Raw genomic sequence first — 19,582 nt, 5'->3', positions numbered from 1 at the left:
CGGTTCATCGGATGGCCCTTGCGAGGTATGAATTGACGCGCAGGGTATTCGATTGTCGGGCGGGGTCAAGCAACGGTCAGCACTCGGGGCGCGGGCAGGCGCCTTGACGACAAGGTCGGAAAGGGGCAACCAATGCCGATCATCTGTCGAAAGAAACCCATGCCCAAACCCTTCCTGATCCTCCAGTTGCGCCCCGAAACCGAAGCCGCTGATGACGAATATGCGGCCATCCTGCGCAAAGGCGGCCTTACCGCGGAGGAAACCTTGCGCATCCGGCTGGATCAATCGCCCTTGCCCGCGGACCTGCGGCTCGACGATTTCGCAGGTATCATCGTCGGCGGCGGCCCCGGTTGCGTGAGCGACGCGCCGGAACAGAAATCCGAGGTTGAGGCGCGGATCGAAGCGGCGGTGATGTCGTTGATGCCCGAGGTCACCACCCGCGATTTCCCCTTCCTTGGCTGTTGCTACGGGATCGGTATCCTTGGCAAACATCTTGGCGGCGACGTGAGCAAAGCGGCCTTTAGCGAACCGGTCGGCACGTCCGATTGCGAAATCACACCCGATGGCCAGGGGGAGCCACTTCTTGAAGGCGTACCAGAGCAGTTTCAGGCCTTTGTCGGGCACAAGGAGGCGATGCAATCCCTGCCGGATGGATGTACCCACCTGGTGAGCTCGCCGACATGTCCCTACCAGATGGTCCGCCATGGCCAGAACGTCTATGCCACGCAGTTTCATCCCGAAGCCGATGGCGATGGCTTCAAGACCCGTATCCTGATCTACAAGCACCAGGGGTATTTCCCCCCCGAGGCCGCTGAAGAACTGATCGAGATGTGTGCCGCCGCAGACGTGCATGCCCCCGAAATCGTACTTCGGAACTTCGTGGACCGTTACCGCGCGTAACGGTACTCCGGCTGAATTGGGGCGTCACCTGGGTCAAACAGACCCCGAGGAAAGAGCCGGAGGCGATTGACGAGATACTCGGCGTGCGCGCATGCGCACTCAATGTGGTATCAGGTCGGTCTCCATGACGGCTGAGACCCATTCCAACTGTCGCGGCAAGCAGATTGATGCCAGGTCAAACCGCTCACGGGCCAGCGTCCGCGCGGCAGCCCCCAACCGGCCTCGCGCCGCCTCATCCTCCAGAAGCGCGCAGATCTCGGTCACCAAACCGTCGCCGTCGAAGAAGTCAACAAGCTTGCCAGTCTCGTCATGGGCAATCACCTCGCGCACCGGCGCCGTGTCGCTGGCAACGATTGCCGCCTCGCAGCTCATCGCCTCCAAAAGGCTCCAGCTCAGCACGAACGGATAGGTCAAATAGACATGCACGCGGCTGACCTGCAGCAGCCGAATAAACTGGTCATAGGGAATGCGTCCTAGAAATCTCACACGCGCCCAATCCGCATCCGGTATCTGCCCCCGGACCTCGTCGATGAAAATCTGCTTCCAGGTCTTGCCCGGCTCGGGTCGCGCGCCATAACTGACCTCATCGCCACCGACGATCAGGATCTGCGCATTCGGTCTCTCCTTCAGGAGCCGCGGCAGCGCACGCATGAAAACATGATAGCCGCGATAGGGTTCCAGGTTGCGATTGACGAAGGTGATAACCTCATCGTCCCGCGTCACATCGCACACCCCCTCGATCTGCAGCCGCGCATCGGGGTCCGGTACCGCCGTCTTGGTGTCGATCCCGTCATGGCTCACGGTGATACGGTCGCGAAACTCGGCAGGGAAAGTCCCCGCCTGAAACTGCGTCGGGCTGATGCCCGCCTCGGCATGGGGAAAATGCAGATGGTTGTTGAGGTTCTTCAGCCGCATCCGCAGCACTTCCGTCGCCGGATTGGCCTTGTCGAATTCGGGATCGAAATTCAGATGCGGGTATTTCGCATGATGAAAAAGCTCGCAATAAAGCCCCATCCGCGCATCGGGCCAGACATCGCGCAGAAACATCGCTTCGCCCCAACCCGGATGCGCCAGGATCAGGCCGGGCGTGAACCCTGCCTCCTTCATCTTCACCGCCGCGCGATAGCAGGCTTCGGCCCGTGTCACCTTGCTGTCCAGATCGAGGATCCAGGGATGCACGTTCTGCCCCGACCGATCCGGCAGCTTGTAGGGCAGAACCCGCACGCCGTTCCATGTCACGGGCTCCTCCACGCGCAACGTCAGCGCCACACATTGATGCCCCTTCGAGGCCAATAGCGGCGCGAGATGCTTGTACTGACCCGGAAAATTCTGGTGGATGAAGAGGATTTTCATCTGTTTTGTCGCCTGCCTGCCCCTGACACGGTTATATGCGGCCCACCGCAGCCTGCAAAGGCCCGGTTTTTGCGCTTATCACTGGACCATGCCCGCCCATGCGCCTATCACGCTCTGGACCAACGAGATGACCAGAGGAGCCGACGCCGATGTCGCGCTATTCCGCCGCTGAAATCGAAGCCAAATGGCAAGAGGCCTGGGACAGGGCCGGGATCTTCCGCGCCACCCACACGGATGACAAACCGAAATACTATGTGCTCGAGATGTTTCCTTATCCTTCGGGCCGCATCCACATGGGCCATGTGCGCAACTACACGATGGGCGACGTGATCGCGCGCTACAAAATGGCCACGGGTCATAACGTGCTGCACCCGATGGGCTGGGATGCGTTCGGGATGCCTGCGGAGAATGCTGCGATGGCCATCGGCGGCCACCCCAAGACCTGGACCTATGACAACATCGCCGACATGCGTGGGCAGATGAAACCGCTGGGCCTTTCCATCGACTGGTCCCGCGAATTCGCCACCTGTGATCCGGAGTATTACGGGCAGCAGCAGGCGCTGTTCCTTGATTTCCTGGAAAAAGGTTTGGTTTATCGCAAGAATGCGGTGGTGAACTGGGATCCGGTCGACATGACTGTGCTGGCCAATGAACAGGTGATTGACGGCAAGGGCTGGCGTTCTGGCGCCGAGGTGGAACGCCGTGAGCTGACCCAATGGTTCTTCAAGATCAGCGACTTTTCCGAAGAGCTGCTCGAGGCGCTCGATGGGCTCGACAACTGGCCTGCCAAGGTCCGCCTGATGCAGGAAAACTGGATCGGCAAGTCCCGCGGCATCGAAATCCCGTTCCATCGCACCGATGGCGGCGATCCGGTCGTCTGCTATTCGACCCGCCCCGACACGATGCGCGGCGCGAGCTTTATCGCGATCTCGCCCGAACATCCGCTGTCGCGCGAACTGGCGGAAAACAATGCCGACCTCGCCGCCTTCATCGCGGAAACCCGCAAGATGGACACGACTGAAGCCGCAATGGAAAAGGCCGAGAAGAAGGGCCTGGATACCGGCATCACGGTCAAACATCCCGTCTGGCCCGAGGTCGAATTGCCGGTCTGGGTCGGCAATTTTGTCTTGATGGATTACGGCACCGGTGCGGTCTTTGGCTGCCCCGCCCACGATCAACGCGACCTTGATTTTGCCCGCAAATACGGCCTCGACGTGCGCAACGCCTTTTATATGCCCGGTGACGAGACCGAGGTCGAGAACGACGCGCTTGTTCCGGTGAAGTCCGAAAAGGTCACCTATATCGACCATTTCGCCGACATCGGAGAAGTCACCAGCCAGGAGGGCATCGACGCCACCATCGACTGGTTCGAAGCCAAGGATCTGGGTACTGGTCAGGTCAAATACCGCCTGCGCGATTGGGGTCTGTCGCGACAACGCTACTGGGGCTGTCCGATCCCGGTGGTGCATTGCGATGACTGCGGCGTGGTGCCCGAGAAAAAGGAAAACCTACCGGTTGAGTTGCCAGACGATGTAACGTTCGACATTCCCGGCAACCCGCTGGACCGCCACCCCACATGGCGAGACTGTTCCTGCCCGAAATGCGGAAAACCGGCGAAACGCGAGACCGACACGATGGACACCTTCGTGGACAGTTCGTGGTATTTCGCGCGTTTCACCGCGCCCCGGGCCGAGACGCCGACCGAGATGGCTGAAGCCAAGTACTGGATGAATGTCGATCAGTATATCGGTGGCATCGAACACGCGATCCTGCACTTGCTCTATAGCCGGTTCTTCGCCCGCGCGATGCACATCACCGGCCACTTGCCGTCGACGGCGATCGAACCCTTCGACGCACTCTTTACGCAGGGCATGGTGACCCATGAGATCTACCAGACCCGCGATGGCAACGGCCGCCCGGTCTATCACCTGCCCGAGGATGTGACCGACGGGAAACTGGTGGATGGGACCGAGGTCGAGATCATCCCTTCGGCCAAGATGTCGAAATCCAAGAAGAACGTCGTTGATCCGGTCAATATCATCAGCGCCTATGGTGCCGATACTGCACGGTGGTTTGTCCTGAGCGACAGCCCGCCGGAACGCGATGTGGAATGGACGGCGAGCGGTGCCGAGGCCGCGTTCAAGCATCTTTCCCGTGTCTGGAACCTCTGCGACCGGATTGGCGCGATGGACGCGGGCACCAAGGGCGAGGGCGACGAGGATCTCCTGCGCGAGATGCACAAGACCATCCGCGACGTGACGCTTGGCGTTGAGAGTTTCGGCTTCAACGCGGCCATCGCGCGGCTCTATGCCTTCACCAACGTGCTGTCGAAATCCAAGGCGGGTCATGCGGCGCAGAAACAGGCGATCATGACGCTAGCGCAGCTCATGTCGCCCATGACCCCGCACCTCAGCGAAGATATCTGGGCGCATCAGGGTGGCGAGGGCCTGATCGTGAACGCCCCCTGGCCGCAGGCGGACGAGGCGATGCTGGTCGATCAATCCATCACCTTGCCGATCCAGATCAACGGCAAACGCCGCGCCGAGATCGCGGTGCCACCCGATATGGACGAGGCTGAGGTTGAAAAAACTGCGCTCGCCACCGATGCTGTGGTCAAGGCGCTGGATGGGGCCCAGCCCAAGAAGGTCATCGTTGTCCCCGGCCGGATCGTGAATGTGGTCATCTGACAAAACTGATAGCGTGGGCCGCGCATGAAGCTCTCGACCCGCGACGCGCCCGGCTATTTCGCCCGGCCTGATCCCAGCCGCACCGGGCTCTTGATCTATGGTGCTGACGCCATGCGCATCGCGCTCCGGCGGCAGGAGGTGATTGCTGCGCTCGTTGGTCCGGATGGCGAGGAAGAGATGCGCCTGACCCGTATTCCGGCGGGCGATCTGCGCAAGGACCCGGCGATGCTTCTGGATGCGATCAAGGCGCAGGGGTTCTTTCCTGGCCCGCGCGTGGTCTTTGTCGAAGATGCCACCGATGCGATGACACCCACGATCACCGATGCCTTGTCGGATTGGGCGGAGGGCGACGCGCAGGTGATCGTGACGGCGGGCACGCTCAAGGCGTCGTCAAAGCTGCGCAAACTCTTTGAGGGGCATCAAAACGCATATGCCACGGGGATTTACGACGATCCGCCGTCGCGGCAGGAGATAGAGGCGACGCTGGCCAAGGCCGGCCTGACCGGTGTGGGCAGTGATGCGATGGCCGACCTGACGGCGCTGTCGCGGGATCTTGACCCGGGCGATTTCCGCCAGACCATGGAGAAACTCGCGCTTTACAAGATGGGGGATGACACGCCGGTCACCTCCGACGATATCGCGGCCTGTGCGCCGACCTCGACCGAGGCCGACCTTGATGATGTGCTCAACATCGTGGCCGAGGCGCGGGCCGGTGAAATCGGTCCGGTGATGAAGAAGCTGAAGGCGCAGGGGGTGCAGCCCGTGGGCCTTTGCATCGGCGCCACACGCCATTTCCGCGCGCTTTATACGGCGGCTTCCGACCCGGGTGGCGCGGCGCAGGGGATTGCCCGGATGCGCCCGCCCATCTTTGGCCCGCGCCGTGACCGGATGCTGCGGCAGGCGCAGAAATGGGGCGCGCCGCGGCTGGAGCAGGCGCTGAGCCTGCTGACGGATACCGATCTGCAACTGCGCTCCGCCGGGCGCAGCGCGCCGGAGATGGCTTTGGTTGAACGAACGCTGATCCGGTTGGCGATGATGGCGGCGCGGGGGTGAGGGGTTACTGCCCCTCGCCCGCTTGCGCGAACATCGCCATGACTTCCGCCTCGGTCATGCCTTTGAGGTTACCGTCAAACGCATAGCCTTCGGGTTTGAGATCGGTGAAAATCTCTTCGGTCACGGTCACGCCATCCGTGTCGTCCAAAGTTCCCATGCCGATGTGATAGGTCCCCTGATAGGGGCCAGGCGCGGTCACGCGGTAATAGATATTGCTGCCGCATTTCCCGCAAAACCCGCGTTCCGCCCATTCCGAAGAAGCGAATGTCGTGACATTTTCCGATCCCTCGATTTCCATCCCGTCGCCGGGCACGGCGATCCCGATATAGATGCCGCCGGACCATTTCCGGCACATGCCACAATGACAGGCACCCGCATGGGTGATCTCGGATTTGACGGTATATTTCACGGCGCCGCACAGGCAGGATCCGGTCTTGGGCATGACAATTCCTCTTTTGATGACTGTGGCAATGGGTGTCTTCTGACAGAGTGTCGTGACAAAATTTGTCAGTATCGGGTGTCTCCCCCGAGCGTTATCCAGGACTTATCAGATGCCCTGTGTGGCGTCAAAACGGGCCGCTGCCCGTCCCGCCCAATGCCCCGTCGCCAGACAGGCGGTCAGGAGGTAGCCCCCCGTCGGCGCCTCCCAATCCAACATCTCCCCCGCGGCAAAGACGCCCGGTCGGGAGCGGAGCATTAAATTTCTGTCCAGGGCATCGAAGCGCAGGCCCCCGGCGGTGGAAATCGCCTGATCCATCGGGCGCGGCCCAAGCAGGGGGATCGACAGCGATTTGATCAGCGGGGCGGGATCGCCGGGCAGCGGGTGGGCGAACTCCATCAGCAGGGCGACCTTGACCGGATCCAGCCCGAGGGTTTTGCGCAGATGGTTCGTTACGCTCGCTTTCCCTCGGGGGCGGGAGAGGCGCTTGTGAACACCGTCAACCGATATGTCCGGCATCAGGTCCAGCACCAGCGGCGCACCGCTCCTAAGGGCGCGCGACACGCTATAGACACCGCCCCCTTCAATCCCGGTTCGGGAGATCACAAACTCACCGCGCGACCGGGTTTCACCTGCATGAAGCGCCACGCCTTTGACCGGGCTACCGAAATGGCGTTGCATGTGATCGGACCAGTCAATCTCAAATCCCATGTTGGCGGGCAAAAACGGTGAGGTTTCCGCGCTCGGCAAATGCTCAGCCCACGCGCCACTAGAGCCTAACCTTGCCCAACTCGCCCCACCGCAGGCTAAAACCATTACCTTTGGTGTCAGGTTTTGTGGCCCGCCCGGCGTGTCGAAAAGGCAATCCTCCGCATCCCATCCACGCCAGGACCAGCGGGTCCGGATGTTAACGCCGAGATCGGCCAGTGACGCCAACCATGCCCGCAGCAGGGGCGACGCCTTCATCGCCTTGGGGAAAACACGGCCGGTTGAGCCCGTAAACAGGCTCTGTTCCAGCGCAATTGCCCAGTTCTTGACCTCCTCCGGGCCAAACGCCCGCAGCATGGGGGTAAGATGTTCTGCCTCCGGGCCAAAGGCCGAAAGGAACCGGTCAAAGGGTTCGTCCTTGGTCAGATTCAGGCCGGATTTCCCCGCCATCAGCAGCTTTCGCGCGACAGAGGGCTTGCCTTCGGCCACCACCACGCGGCGACCGGCCCGGGCCAGCTCTTGCGCCGCCATCAGCCCTGCAGGGCCCGCGCCGATGACGAGGGCATCCGTCATGAGACGGGCGGGAGCCCCTTGTGATGCACAACACGCTGCGGATAGGGGATTTCGATGTCATGCGCCTTGAGCGCGTTCCAGATGGCAAAGAGAACCTGCGGCGTGAACCGGTTCTTGCCGTCGTCGATGCCATTGACCCAGAATTCGACCGCGAATTCAACGCCGCTATCGGCAAAGGCGCGCAGTTCGCAATCGGGTTTGTCGGGCTCTTGTAGGATGAAATCGAGCTTCGAGACCGCCTCTTCGATGATCCCGGGGACAAGGTTGATATCGGTGTCGTAGCTCACGGAAAACGGTGCCTCGTAGCGGTTGGCGCTGCCCGCATCGGAATAGTTGACCACACGGGTCGTGATGAAATCCTCGTTCGGGACAACGATCCAGCGGCCATCGAAGGTCTCAAGGATCATCGCGCGGGCGGTGGTCTTGACGATCGTACCGGCCTCGCCGCCGTCAAGCTCGACATAGTCCCCGACCGTCGCTTGCCCTTCCAGAAGCAGGATCACGCCCGAGATGAAGTTGGCCGCGATCTTCTGCAGACCAAAGCCCAGGCCCACACCAATCGCGCCGCCGAGTACGGCAAGCGATGTAAGTGAAATACCGAGGATGTTCATCAGGATCAGGAAAGCCGCGCCGAAAATGGCAATTTCTGCGGCCTTTACAGCCAGTTGCCGGGTCGCCGGCCGCATCTCTTTCTGCTGTTCGATGAAGCTGGCGGACTGGTCATTCGACCACCGTCCAAGCCAGAAAATGACACCGCCCATGACGATGGCCTTGATGAGCCACAGAAGATCAAAGGACATGTTGCCCAAGGGCACGATCGTACCTTCGAGCCAGGCGGTGACCTCATCCAGAAGGCCGATTGTATAGATGGCAGCGACGGGGATCAGGACATACTTGCCCAGTACTTTCAGGAACGGATCCTGGATGATGCGATGGACCAGAATGCGTACCGCCAGGAACAGGAAGACGCGCTTGCCGAAGGCGATTACCTCGCCCGAACCAAAGACCGAGCGGGTGATGTTTTCGGCCATCCCGGTAAAGCCGTAAGCGAGCAAAGGCAGGAGCAATGGCACAAAGAGCATCACGAACCGCCGGGCGCGGGCGATGGCATGGTGCTGATCCTCGGGCGGGGTCAGGAGATTGCGCAGGATCGGTTTGAGCTTGCGGGAGAAGACAACGGCAACAAGGTAAGCCACCACCAGCAGGGCGAATTGTGACCAGGCGGCGGGCGACAGCAACCACTCCTTCGCCAGTTCCCAGCCCTGCATGGCATAGCCATAGGCCTGCTGGACAATCTCGGGTTGGTTCTCCCAATCCATCACTCACCTCTTGTCATCTTTACCATTAACACCATTCTCTTGCCCCGCAGAGCGAAAAGGATCAAGCCATACCATCAGATATGCCCATATGCCCCTTGTGCGGGCGGCCTATTCCCGCCGACGCACGGCAGAGCCTTCATCACCTGATACCCAAGCTGAAGGGCGGAAAGGGAGGGCCAACCGTGTTGCTGCACCAGATTTGCCACAACGAAATTCACGCGACCCTGACTGAAGCCGAGCTGGCTCGGGACTACGCGACGATCAATGCATTGCAGGCTCATCCGCGGTTGGCGAAATTCATCAGATGGGTCGCCAAGAGGCCGCTGGATTTCCATTCGAAGACACCCGGGCGGCGCCGAAAACGGTGAATTCAGGTGAAATAGACCCTGTTTTGGTCGGTCAGGGCACTTTTCAGAGCATCGCTCGCCCCTTCCACCTCAAGCCCGCCATAAGCGGGGTTTGGTCGTGGGTTGAGGCCATCGACGCTTTGGATTTCAAGGGTCGTGTAGGGGCGTCGCCAGAGCCATTCACGGTTTTCAAGAGCTTCGAGGTCGGGATTGGGGGGTGCATCCGACGTGAACGCCCAGAAATGCAGCGTGAAGCCAAGATCCCGGACCGGTTGAACTGACAATCGACGGAGGCCCAGATCTGCATAGGGCGCGGGCAGGGTGACGTTTTCGCCGCTGCGCAGGGTAACCTGGCCAATCACGGCGCCCCCGCCCAAAGGTAGCCGCGCGTTACCAGCGGACATCGGCCGGTTGGGCGCGAAATCATGTTGCAGCAATTCGATCTGGAAGCCGGCAGGATCGCTGAGGTGACACATGTAGCCAATATCCCTGAACTGATTTGGCGTGCTGACGTCGATGCCTGCGTCGGTCAGTTGCGCATGGGCAATATCCACATTGGGCAGTGTGATGCCAATCTTCCAATAGTCGTCTGCGCGGGAATGCGAATAGGGCGCACCGCCGGGTAGAAAGATCAGATCCGCATCGCTACCGGGATATCCAACCCGCCATTTCTCGCCGTCCTGGGTGGCGGTCATACCCAGGTAATCGACATAGAAATTGGCAAGTTCAGCCGGATTAGACACTGAAAGCCGTATGCCGGACAGACGCGGCATCAATGGCAGAGCCCCTTGATGCCAGCGACATGATCCACCGTAGCGGATAGGGTGTCCGCAGCAAGCTCGCGCGCGGTTTGCAACAGCGCGTCGGGCTCGACCACACGATCGAAAAGGCCCCATGCCAGGGCTTCGTCGGTCGCGATTTTTTGTCCGCCCATCAGGATCATCTTGGCCCGCGACGGCCCCACAAGCCGAGTCAGGCGGGCAGGGTCAGAGGGCTGCGGCAGGAAGCCAAGCCGCATGACCGGATAGAAGGCCCGCGCCCCGGAAGCCGCAATGCGCAAATCGCAGGCCAGGACCATGCCCATTGCCCCACCGGCCACGGTGCCGTTCAGTGCCGCGATGGACAGGCCAGGCAGGGTCGCGATGGCCGAGGACAGCCGTTCCCAGACCGGAGATGTCGGCAGGCCGGTTTTCGCCGCTTCCAGGTCCATCCCGGCGCTGAAACTGCGGCCCCTGCCGGTCAGGATCAAAACCCGCGCCTCCTGCGCCGCCTCGGCAATCTCGGCCAGTTCGGTCAGCATCGCTTGGGTCAGTGAATTGGCCTTTTCCGGGCGGTTTAGGGTCGCAATCCAGAGGGCACCGTCCTTTTCCAGCTCGATCATGACAGCCCGACCCGCTGACGGATATCCGGATCACGGAGAGAGATCTCCTGCCCGATGAACGCATCGGCATCACTGCTGCACATCCATAAAAGCGCCTTGGCGGGCCATTCCGGCGGTATGTGATCGGACCAATCCAGTTGTGCCACGGGATTGACGCCGCTTGCCTTGATCTCACGCTGCATTTCGGTGGCGACGGTCCCGGGCGACAGGCCCATGGCCCGAATGCCGTGTTCGCGCCCTTCCTTGTCGGCACACATGGTGAGCATCGCCGCACCGGCCTTGGAGCTGCAGTAATGGCTCCACCCTTCCAGCGCGTTGTGGGCCGCACCGGAGCTGATGGTGATGATCGTGCCGCCCCCGGCGCCTTGCATGATCGGCATCGCCGCGCGCATCCCGTAAAAGACACCCTTGAGGTTGATGTCGATCACACGGCCCCAGGCCTCGGGATCGGCGGTGGACAGATGCGCCACCGGCTCGATGACGCCGGCATTGCCGATCAGCACATCAAGACTGCCGAATTGATCGACCGTGGCCTGCACCGCCGCCTCGACCTCGGTGTGGCGGCTCACGTCGCAAGGGATGGCAATGGCCTGCGCCCCGATCTCGTCCGCGAGTGCGCTGATTGCGTCCCGACCCCGCGCGAGAAGGGCGACATTCGCCCCTGCGGCGGCAAATTCGCGGGCGGTTGCGGCGCCGATTCCCCGGCTTGCACCTGTGATTAACACCGTCTTGCCTTGTAAGTTCATAATCTCGCCCTTTTATTGATACAGAAGTCGTAAATGTCCTGATGCCAACGGTCCAGTCAGATCGCCACTTGACCCCATGTGGCGTTGGGCAGAAGTTGGTACCGGATTTCTAAGTTTCAAATCGAAAGGGCTCATAATGGCGCACCAAGGAACTGCCGCAGTATCGGCGGCAGCCATAAGTATTTTCATGACGGGATCGGCGGCATTTGCCGATGTAACGGCCGAACAGGTTTGGCAGGACTGGAAAGAGTACATGGCCGGTTTCGGCTATGACATGCAGTCGGACGAAAGCTACTCGGGCAATTCGCTGGTTGTCAGCAATCTGACAATGGCTATCCAGATCCCCGAGGAGGATGCCGAGGTCAACGTGGCGATGGGGGATTTCACCTTTACCGATAACGGTGATGGTACCGTGTCGATGTCGATCCCCTCGGAAATGCCGATCACGATGAACATGAAGGGTGTCGAGGGTGAAGATGTCGATGTGAAGGTCGACTACAACACGTCCGGATATTCGGTGGTCATTTCCGGTGACCCCGATGACATGACCTACAATTACTCCGTGGCGGAGATGACCATCGCCTTGGCCGAGGTTGCCGTGAACGGCACCAATGTGGATTTCGGCGATGCCAGCATTTCGGCGGGTGACCTCACCGGGTCGTCCAACATGAAAAAGGGCGAAATGCGCAGTACGACACAGCGGATGAACACCGGGCCTGTGACGATTGACCTCGATATCATTGATCCCGAAGGATCAGGCCGGATGAAGTTCAACGCCAACTACAACGGCATGGGTTTCACCGGTGGTGGCACTTTCCCGCTGCAGATGGATCCGGCCGCAATGTCGGATATGCTCGAGGCTGGATTTGCCTTTGACGGGCAGTTCAATTTCGGTCCGGGCAACGCCGAATTCGATTTTGCCGATGCCGGTGAATCGGTCCAGGGTTCCAGCAGCACGGGTGGTGGTACGCTCGACATGGCGATGGATGCCGATCGTTTGAGCTATTCCGGTGAGGCAGTCGACTACCAGATCGCGCTTTCGGGCGGTGAATTCCCCTTCCCGATCGAGATGGCCATGCAGAAAGCCGGGTTTAACCTGCTGATGCCGGTGGCCAGTGCCGAAGAAGAACAGGATTTTGCGCTGGGCCTTACCCTTGGTGATTTCACCATGTCCGACATGATCTGGAGCATGTTTGACTCGGGTGGACAGTTGCCACGTGATCCCGCAACAGTTGCACTGGATCTGACGGGCAAGGTCAAACTGCTGGTCGACCTGATGAACCCCGAGGACATGGAGGCCGTCGATCGCGGCGAGAAGATGCCTGGTGAGTTGAACGCGCTCGACCTCAACAACCTGACCGTCAGCGTGGCCGGTGCCGAACTGACCGGTGAGGGTGGCTTCACCTTTGACAACAGCGACATGGTCACCTTTGGCGGGATGCCCGCGCCGACCGGTTCGGTCGATCTGAAACTCGTGGGCGGTAATGGCCTCCTGGACAAGCTGGTTGCCATGGGTTTCGTTCCCGAAGAGCAGGCGATGGGCGCGCGCATGATGATGAGCATGTTCGCAGTCCCCGGACAGGGCGAAGATGAACTGACGTCGAAAATCGAAGTGACCGGCGACGGTCAGGTCAAGGCCAATGGCCAGCGCCTGAAGTAAGCCGCCGGGATATCTGCAAAGAGGGGCCGCAGGCGTTTGCTGCGGCCCTTTTTTCGTGCTCAGCGGGTGGTTGGGAAACTGTTGCCGGTTCTGGCAATCCCTGCCTGTCTCCGCGCGGCCTTGCACCCCGGGGGCGCAAGCTCTACCTCTGTCGCAACAGGAGACCGACCATGCCCCAAAACCTGCCCGACCTGACGGACGCCCTGCTCTCTGCTGCCCGCAAAGCCGGGGCGGAGGAGGCCGATGCGCTGGCCGTGCAAGGGACATCCCTTTCGATCGACGTGCGCGCCGGGGCGCTGGAGCAGGCCGAACGCTCCGAAGGGGTCGATATCGGGCTGCGGGTTCTGATCGGCAAACGGCAGGCCAATGTTTCGGCCTCCGATACGCGGCCCGAGACGATCACCGCGCTTGCCGAACGCGCCGTCGCCATGGCCCGCGAGGCACCGGAAGATCCCGATATCGGCCTGGCGGATGCCGCCGAGCTTGCGCAGGATTGGGATGTGGGTGCGCTGGAACTATTCGATGCGACACCGGAGCCGTCCCCCGCCGATTTGCAGGAGGATGCGCAGCAGGCCGAAGCAGCCGCCCTTGCGGTCAAGGGGATCAGCCAGGTTCAGGCTGCGTCGGCGGCCTATGGCAGTCGGCAGATACATATGGCCGCCAGCAACGGGTTCTCGGGCGGGTATTCACGCACCGATCGCGGTCTTTCCTGCGTGGCCATCGCCGGCACAGGCGCCCGCATGGAACGGGATTACGACGGTGACAGCCGGATTTTCCAGGCCGATCTGCGATCACCGGAGGAGATTGGCCGCCGCGCCGGGGAACGTGCCGCCGAACGGCTGGACCCGCGCAAACCGCCAACCGGCAGCTATCCGGTGCTCTTCGACGAGCGCATCTCTTCGACCCTGATCGGTCATCTGCTGGCGGCGGCGAATGGGCTGTCGGTGGCGCGGGGGTCGTCCTGGCTTCTGGACCGGTTGGGCGCGCAGGTCTTGCCTGAAAACCTGTCGATCACCGAAGATCCGCACCGGCCCCGTGTGTCGGGGTCGCGGCCCTTCGACGCCGAAGGATTACCGACCCGCCCGCGCCAGATCGTGAAGGACGGCATCTTGACCGGCTGGACACTCGACCTCGCCACCGGGCGCAAACTGGGCATGGTGTCCACCGCAAATGCCAAGCGCGGCACGTCGGCACCGCCATCCCCGGGGGTCTGGAACACCGCGTTGACGCAAGGAGAGGCCAGCCGGGACGATTTGATCGCGCAGATGGGCACCGGATTGCTGGTCACGTCGATGATCGGCTCGACCATCAACCCGAACACAGGCGATTACTCGCGCGGCGCGGCAGGGTTCTGGATCGAGAGTGGCGAGATCACCTATCCGGTCAATGAATGTACCATCGCCGGATCGCTGCCCGAGATGTTGCGGCGCATCGTGCCCGCCAATGATGCGCGGGACCACCTGTCGCGCGTTGTGCCGTCGCTCCTGATCGAAGGGATGACCCTTGCCGGAAACTGATCTTGATCTCCTCATCCAGGCGGCGCGGGCCGCGGGCGAGATTGCGACCGGATTTAGCGGAGAGACCGCGCGGAGATGGGAGAAATCCGACGGCGCGGGCCCGGTGACCGAAGCGGACCTTGCGGTCAACGAGATGCTGGCAGGCACATTGCGCGGTGCACGACCGGACTATGGCTGGCTTTCCGAGGAGACCGAGGATGACCTGTCGCGGCTCGACCATGAAAGCGTCTTTATCGTCGATCCAATAGACGGCACGCGCAGTTTCATCGAAGGATCGCGCACCTGGGCGCATGCGCTGGCGGTGGCGCGGCAGGGGGTCGTGACCGCCGCGGTGGTCTATCTGCCGATGCGCGACAAACTCTATGCCGCCGCCGCAGGCGAGGGTGCGTCGTTGAACGGGGCACCTATTCATGTGAGCGGCAGGGCAGAGATGAGCGGCGCGACGATGCTCGCTGCCAAACCCAATTATAACCCGGAGCATTGGCAGGGCGAGGTGCCTGCGCTTGAGCGTGCTTATCGACCCTCGCTGGCGTATCGGACCAGTGTTGTGGCAGAGGGTCGGTTCGATGCGATGCTGACCCTGCGACCAACCTGGGAATGGGATGTGGCGGCGGGTGATCTGATCCTGCGCGAGGCGGGGGCGGTGACGTCCGACCGGCGCGCGGCGCCTTTGCGGTTCAACAACGAGCGACCCAAGCTCGATGGGATGTTGGCGGCAAATCCGCGGCTTCATCGGGAAATCGCAAACGCCCTGGCGCGCTAAGGGTAACCAAAATGAGGGCGCTGACGCGCACGCCTTATATCTCGTCATTCGCGCTCCGCGCTGCTTCCTCGGGCCGCCAAGTGGCGCCCGTGGGGACCCCGTGTCACAGTGGTGTGTGTGTGGAGGGCGTAACCCCTGCCGCTGTAACGCAGCGTTCCGGGGTGACATTGCCGGTCCGCCGGGCCATTTTGGCGCTGTATTCGCCCGGAGGATTTTCATGACACACTACCCGCACCTGCTTGCCCCGTTGGATCTGGGTCATGTGACCCTGCCGAACCGCGTGTTGATGGGGTCGATGCATACCGGCTTGGAAGAAACCAAGGACTGGAACCGGGTTGCGGAGTTCTATGCGGCCCGGGCGCGGGGTGGTGTGGGCCTGATGGTCACCGGCGGCATGGCGCCCAATCGCGAAGGGGGTGTGTTTCCCGGCGCGGCGGGGCTTTTTTCGGACGAGGACATTGCCAATCACAAGGTGGTCACCGACCGGGTGCATGACGCGGGCGGACGCATTGCGATGCAGATCCTGCATGCGGGGCGTTATGCCTATGGGCCGGAATGCGTGAGCGCGTCGGGGATCAAATCGCCGATCTCTCCCTTCCCGCCCAAGGAGTTGGATGAAGCGGGGATCGAGAAGCAGATCGCCGATATCGTGACCTCGGCCAGCCGCGCCCGTGAGGCGGGGTATGACGGCGTCGAGATCATGGGATCGGAGGGCTATTTTATCAATCAGTTCCTCGTGCGGCATACCAATAAGCGCGAGGATCGTTGGGGGGGATCGTATGAGAACCGGATGCGGCTACCGATTGAGATCGTGCGGCGGACCCGGGAGGCCGTGGGGGCTGATTTCATCATCATCTACCGGCTCAGCATGATCGACCTTGTGCCCGATGGCTCGACCTTTGACGAGGTGGTCCAACTGGCGCAGGAGATCGAGAAGGCGGGGGCGACGATCATCAACACCGGCATCGGCTGGCACGAGGCGCGTATCCCGACGATCGCCACATCGGTGCCGCGCGCGGCCTTTACCTGGGTGACGAAGAAGCTGATGGGCAAGGTGGGCATCCCGGTCATCACATCGAACCGGATCAATACGCCCGAGGTGGCCGAGGAAGTGCTGGCCGGCGGGGCCGCGGACATGGTCAGCATGGCGCGACCTTTCCTTGCGGATGCGGATTTCGTGGCCAAGGCGATGGCGGGGAAATCAGATCAGATCGCGCCCTGTATCGCCTGCAACCAGGCCTGCCTGGACCACACGTTCAGCGGCAAGATCAGCTCTTGCCTGGTCAATCCACGCGCCTGTTTCGAGACCGAACTGACGATCACACCCGCGGATCAGCCGAAGACCATCGGCGTTGTCGGCGCGGGTCCAGCGGGCCTGTCGGCGGCGATGACGGCGGCAGAGCGGGGTCATCAGGTCACGCTTTTCGACCGGGCGGACGATATCGGCGGGCAGCTCAACATGGCGCGGGTGATCCCCGGCAAGGAAGAATTCCACGGGCTGGTTGATTGGTTCCGGACGATGGTCGCGGAACACGAGATTTCGCTGCAACTTGGGCGTAATGTTGCTGCGGGCGACCTGGAAGGGTTCGACGAGGTCATAATCGCCACCGGTGTGGTGCCGCGTGATCCGGGGATCGACGGTCAGGACGGGCCCAATGTGCTCTCCTATATCGACGTGCTGCGTCACAAGGCGCCGGTGGGCGACCGGGTTGCCATCATCGGCGCCGGCGGGATCGGGTTCGATGTGGCGGAGTTCCTGGTGCATGAGGGTGAGAGCCCGACCGAGAACCTGGACCTCTGGCGTGAGGAATGGGGCATCGGAGACCCCAGCGAAACGCGGGGTGGTCTGGCGCCGGAAGGTCCGCAGCCCGAAGCGCCCGCGCGGCAGATCACGCTTTTGCAGCGCAAGGCCGAGGCGCCGGGGAAACGCTTGGGCAAGACCACCGGATGGATTCACCGCGCCGCGCTGCGCATGAAGGATGTGAAGATGATGGGCGGGGTCAATTACGAGAAGATCGACGCGCAGGGCCTGCATGTCAGCCAGGGCGAGGCGCGCGAAAATCCCACCGTGATCGAAGCGGATACGATCATTCTCTGTTCGGGGCAATTGCCGGAACGGACGCTGGCCGACGCGCTTGAGGCGCAGGGTGTGGCCTGCCATGTCATCGGCGGGGCGGATGTGGCCGCGGAACTGGACGCCAAGCGTGCGATCAATCAAGGGACACGCCTGGCGGCCACGCTTTGAAAAAATCCGGGGCCGTACCTGGCCCCGGCACTCGTTACCATACGGAGCCGGTTATTCGACGGTGATGCTGATCACGTCCGACATGACGGGTTCTTTGTGCGGTGCGTGGTTCAGATCACCGAGAAGCAATTGCAATGTATGCTCTCCCGGGGGGAGTTCGATTGTCGTTTCGGTCTGGCCCCCGCCGAAATGAACGTGGTTGTCATCTGCGTAAATGCCGTATTCCAGCATTTCCGCATCCTCCGGGCCATCACCGAAGGGCGGACGGTTGATGAGCAGATGATGGTGACCGGTATTGTCGGCCTCTGTCCCCGCAGGGGCGACCCCCATGCCGGACAATCCGAACACCACCTTGACCGGGCCGCTTACCGTTGCACCGTCTTCGAGATTGACGAAATATACGGCCGCGCTGTCGGGGGCCGGGGTTTCACCGGCCATCAAAGGTCCTGAAATCACTGTGAACATGGCAAGTGCCGCAATGGTCTTTTTCATAACTGTCTCCTATCATCCTGTTCTATTCGCGGGGCAGCCGCGATATTAGGGAAACAACGGCGGGGGCGTTTCTATTCGGATAAAGTCATCACATATCGCTGACAAAACCGTCAGAGACGGGTTACCCGACTGCTTTCCAAGGCTGTGGCGGTTCTGTCTTTCGCTGACCGGACGGCGCGACATGGCGGATGATCTGGCGCAGATGACCTGCACGCGCGCGATCGAGAAGGCAGAGCATTTCCAACCCGGCACACATCTTGACCGGTGGCTTTTCGTCATGGCGCGGCGGCTCTGGCTGAACGAGGTGCGCCGCGATGCCATTCGTGGGTCGGCGGGTTTTCTGTCGACCGAGGAGGTGGAAATTTCTGACAATTCTGCACCGGCCGAGACGAATATTTTCGCGCGCCAAGTGTTAAACCAGGTGAACTGTCTGCCCGAAGCGCAGCGGGTAACGGCATTGCTTGTCTTTGTCGAAGGATACAAATACGCCGAAGCGGCAGAAATTCTGGACGTACCGGTCGGCACGATCATGAGCCGCGTGTCGGCCGCGCGCAGCACATTGGCCACTCGTCTGGCCCAAGCAACGGGAACCGAGACATGACGGAACGCACCGGGTTCTCCGATCAGGAGCTGAGTGCTTACCTGGATGGGGAAGCGCCCGAAGACGTGTCGGGCGCCATCGAGGAAGCATTGCCCGGTGATCCGGCGCTGGATACCCGTCTGGAGCGGTTGCGCGCGGCGCAGGACGGTTTTGTGGCGGCGATGGAAGCGGCCCTTGCCGCAGCCCCCGACATGCCGGCATTGCCGCAACCCATGGCGCAGAAAACAGTCGGTGCCTGGCCTTATGGCCTTGCCGGTGTGGCAGCGGGCGCGGTGTTGGCGCTCGGGCTGGGCTGGAATGTCTGGCACCGACCGGATCCCGGTTGGCGTGACGTGGTGGCGAACTATCAATCCCTGTATGTGACCGAAACCCTCGCGCCCATCGAGCAGACGCCCGAGGCGCGGCAGGCGGACCTGCAACGGCTCTCGGCAGGGTTGGGTATTGACCTGACCGGGCTGCCTGAGATCTCGGGGCTGTCGTTCAAACGGGCGCAGCAACTGGGCTTCAAGGGCAAGCCGCTGGCGCAGCTTACCTTCCTGACGGCCGATGGCGGCCCCGTCGCGCTCTGCATTCTGCGCAATGGAGCCGAGACAAGCCCCGGCATCACCGCCGAAGTCCTGAGCGGCCTTGATACCTATAGCTGGACCGAAGACGGGTTCGGCGTTCTGCTGGTTGGCCCCAAGGGGAGTGACGGGCTCGAAAATGCGGCAGAAATCCTTCGGGATGCCCTGAAAAACACCTCCGCTTAAGGAAAATCGCCTAGATTGGCTGTTCACGTGCCATGAACGATCCGCGACA

Annotated in this window: 18 protein-coding genes; 10 read left to right on the top strand and 8 right to left on the bottom strand. The window is 61.7% G+C overall.

Features of this window, described 5'->3' with window-relative positions:
* The first annotated feature begins 132 nt into the window (after nt 1–132).
* Nucleotides 133–900, top strand: coding sequence for a glutamine amidotransferase (locus RBB29_RS09345; protein ID WP_306114795.1), 768 nt, complete (start codon nt 133–135; stop codon nt 898–900).
* 99 nt (nt 901–999) lie between these two features.
* On the opposite strand, the gene RBB29_RS09340 is transcribed toward RBB29_RS09345, so the two are convergent.
* Nucleotides 1,000–2,253, bottom strand: a complete 1,254-nt coding sequence (locus RBB29_RS09340; protein WP_306114794.1) for a glycosyltransferase — start codon at nt 2,251–2,253, stop codon at nt 1,000–1,002.
* 149 nt (nt 2,254–2,402) lie between these two features.
* Between RBB29_RS09340 and leuS the strand changes: the two genes are divergently transcribed.
* Nucleotides 2,403–4,940, top strand: a complete 2,538-nt coding sequence (gene leuS, locus RBB29_RS09335; protein WP_306114793.1) for a leucine--tRNA ligase — start codon at nt 2,403–2,405, stop codon at nt 4,938–4,940.
* Nucleotides 4,941–4,964: 24 nt separating this feature from the next.
* Nucleotides 4,965–5,993 (top strand): DNA polymerase III subunit delta, encoded by a 1,029-nt coding sequence (gene holA, locus RBB29_RS09330; protein WP_306114792.1) that lies wholly within the window; start codon nt 4,965–4,967, stop codon nt 5,991–5,993.
* Nucleotides 5,994–5,997: 4 nt separating this feature from the next.
* Here the strand turns inward: holA and RBB29_RS09325 are convergent, their stop codons facing one another.
* From RBB29_RS09325 to RBB29_RS09315, 3 genes are all read right to left on the bottom strand, one after another.
* Nucleotides 5,998–6,435: a GFA family protein gene (locus RBB29_RS09325; RefSeq protein WP_306114791.1), complete on the bottom strand. Its 438-nt coding sequence runs from the start codon at nt 6,433–6,435 to the stop codon at nt 5,998–6,000.
* Between the two features lie 105 nt (nt 6,436–6,540).
* Complete coding sequence (locus RBB29_RS09320; protein ID WP_306114790.1) at nt 6,541–7,713, bottom strand: TIGR03862 family flavoprotein; 1,173 nt, start codon at nt 7,711–7,713, stop codon at nt 6,541–6,543.
* Nucleotides 7,710–9,032 (bottom strand): mechanosensitive ion channel family protein, encoded by a 1,323-nt coding sequence (locus tag RBB29_RS09315; RefSeq protein ID WP_306114789.1) that lies wholly within the window; start codon nt 9,030–9,032, stop codon nt 7,710–7,712. Before RBB29_RS09315 ends, RBB29_RS09320 begins: the two co-directional genes overlap by 4 nt.
* An 80-nt stretch (nt 9,033–9,112) precedes the next feature.
* Between RBB29_RS09315 and RBB29_RS09310 the strand changes: the two genes are divergently transcribed.
* Nucleotides 9,113–9,400: an HNH endonuclease gene (locus RBB29_RS09310; RefSeq protein ID WP_306114788.1), complete on the top strand. Its 288-nt coding sequence runs from the start codon at nt 9,113–9,115 to the stop codon at nt 9,398–9,400.
* A 2-nt stretch (nt 9,401–9,402) separates the two neighbouring features.
* On the opposite strand, the gene RBB29_RS09305 is transcribed toward RBB29_RS09310, so the two are convergent.
* Genes RBB29_RS09305 through RBB29_RS09295 form a run of 3 tightly spaced genes read right to left on the bottom strand, consistent with a single transcriptional unit; the run spans nt 9,403 to nt 11,506 of the window.
* Nucleotides 9,403–10,152 (bottom strand): VOC family protein, encoded by a 750-nt coding sequence (locus tag RBB29_RS09305; RefSeq protein ID WP_306121131.1) that lies wholly within the window; start codon nt 10,150–10,152, stop codon nt 9,403–9,405.
* Nucleotides 10,152–10,760, bottom strand: coding sequence for an enoyl-CoA hydratase/isomerase family protein (locus RBB29_RS09300; RefSeq protein WP_306114786.1), 609 nt, complete (start codon nt 10,758–10,760; stop codon nt 10,152–10,154). The genes RBB29_RS09305 and RBB29_RS09300 overlap by 1 nt, the downstream gene beginning before the upstream one ends.
* Nucleotides 10,757–11,506: an SDR family oxidoreductase gene (locus tag RBB29_RS09295; protein ID WP_306114785.1), complete on the bottom strand. Its 750-nt coding sequence runs from the start codon at nt 11,504–11,506 to the stop codon at nt 10,757–10,759. The genes RBB29_RS09300 and RBB29_RS09295 overlap by 4 nt, the downstream gene beginning before the upstream one ends.
* Before the next feature lie 187 nt (nt 11,507–11,693).
* Here RBB29_RS09295 and RBB29_RS09290 point away from each other — a divergent pair, with 187 nt between their 5' ends.
* The 4 genes from RBB29_RS09290 to RBB29_RS09275 all read left to right on the top strand — a co-directional run bounded on the left by RBB29_RS09290 (nt 11,694) and on the right by RBB29_RS09275 (nt 17,691).
* Nucleotides 11,694–13,166 (top strand): DUF2125 domain-containing protein, encoded by a 1,473-nt coding sequence (locus tag RBB29_RS09290; RefSeq protein ID WP_306114784.1) that lies wholly within the window; start codon nt 11,694–11,696, stop codon nt 13,164–13,166.
* 170 nt (nt 13,167–13,336) lie between these two features.
* Nucleotides 13,337–14,683, top strand: a complete 1,347-nt coding sequence (locus RBB29_RS09285) for a TldD/PmbA family protein (RefSeq protein ID WP_306114783.1) — start codon at nt 13,337–13,339, stop codon at nt 14,681–14,683.
* Complete coding sequence (locus RBB29_RS09280) at nt 14,670–15,446, top strand: 3'(2'),5'-bisphosphate nucleotidase CysQ (protein ID WP_306114782.1); 777 nt, start codon at nt 14,670–14,672, stop codon at nt 15,444–15,446. Before RBB29_RS09285 ends, RBB29_RS09280 begins: the two co-directional genes overlap by 14 nt.
* 217 nt (nt 15,447–15,663) lie before the next feature.
* Nucleotides 15,664–17,691 (top strand): NADPH-dependent 2,4-dienoyl-CoA reductase, encoded by a 2,028-nt coding sequence (locus RBB29_RS09275; RefSeq protein WP_306114781.1) that lies wholly within the window; start codon nt 15,664–15,666, stop codon nt 17,689–17,691.
* Nucleotides 17,692–17,742: 51 nt separating this feature from the next.
* Here RBB29_RS09275 and RBB29_RS09270 read toward each other — a convergent pair whose 3' ends face one another.
* A complete protein-coding gene (locus RBB29_RS09270; protein WP_306114780.1) occupies nt 17,743–18,183 on the bottom strand; it encodes a DUF4399 domain-containing protein in 441 nt (146 codons plus the stop codon).
* Nucleotides 18,184–18,256: 73 nt separating this feature from the next.
* On the opposite strand from RBB29_RS09270, the gene RBB29_RS09265 reads away from it, so the two are divergent.
* Both RBB29_RS09265 and RBB29_RS09260 read left to right on the top strand, forming a co-directional pair.
* Nucleotides 18,257–18,784 carry an RNA polymerase sigma factor gene (locus RBB29_RS09265; RefSeq protein WP_371931466.1) on the top strand — a complete coding sequence of 176 codons (528 nt, stop codon included), beginning with the start codon at nt 18,257–18,259 and terminating at the stop codon, nt 18,782–18,784.
* On the top strand, nt 18,781–19,533 hold the full coding sequence (locus tag RBB29_RS09260) for a hypothetical protein (protein WP_306114779.1): 753 nt from the start codon (nt 18,781–18,783) through the stop codon (nt 19,531–19,533). Before RBB29_RS09265 ends, RBB29_RS09260 begins: the two co-directional genes overlap by 4 nt.
* Nucleotides 19,534–19,582: the final 49 nt, after the last annotated feature.

This window comes from Roseovarius sp. MMSF_3359 (genome assembly GCF_030733385.1).
In the GTDB taxonomy this organism is placed as follows: Bacteria; Pseudomonadota; Alphaproteobacteria; order Rhodobacterales; family Rhodobacteraceae; genus Roseovarius.
This window is presented reverse-complemented; position numbering and strand designations above follow the sequence as displayed.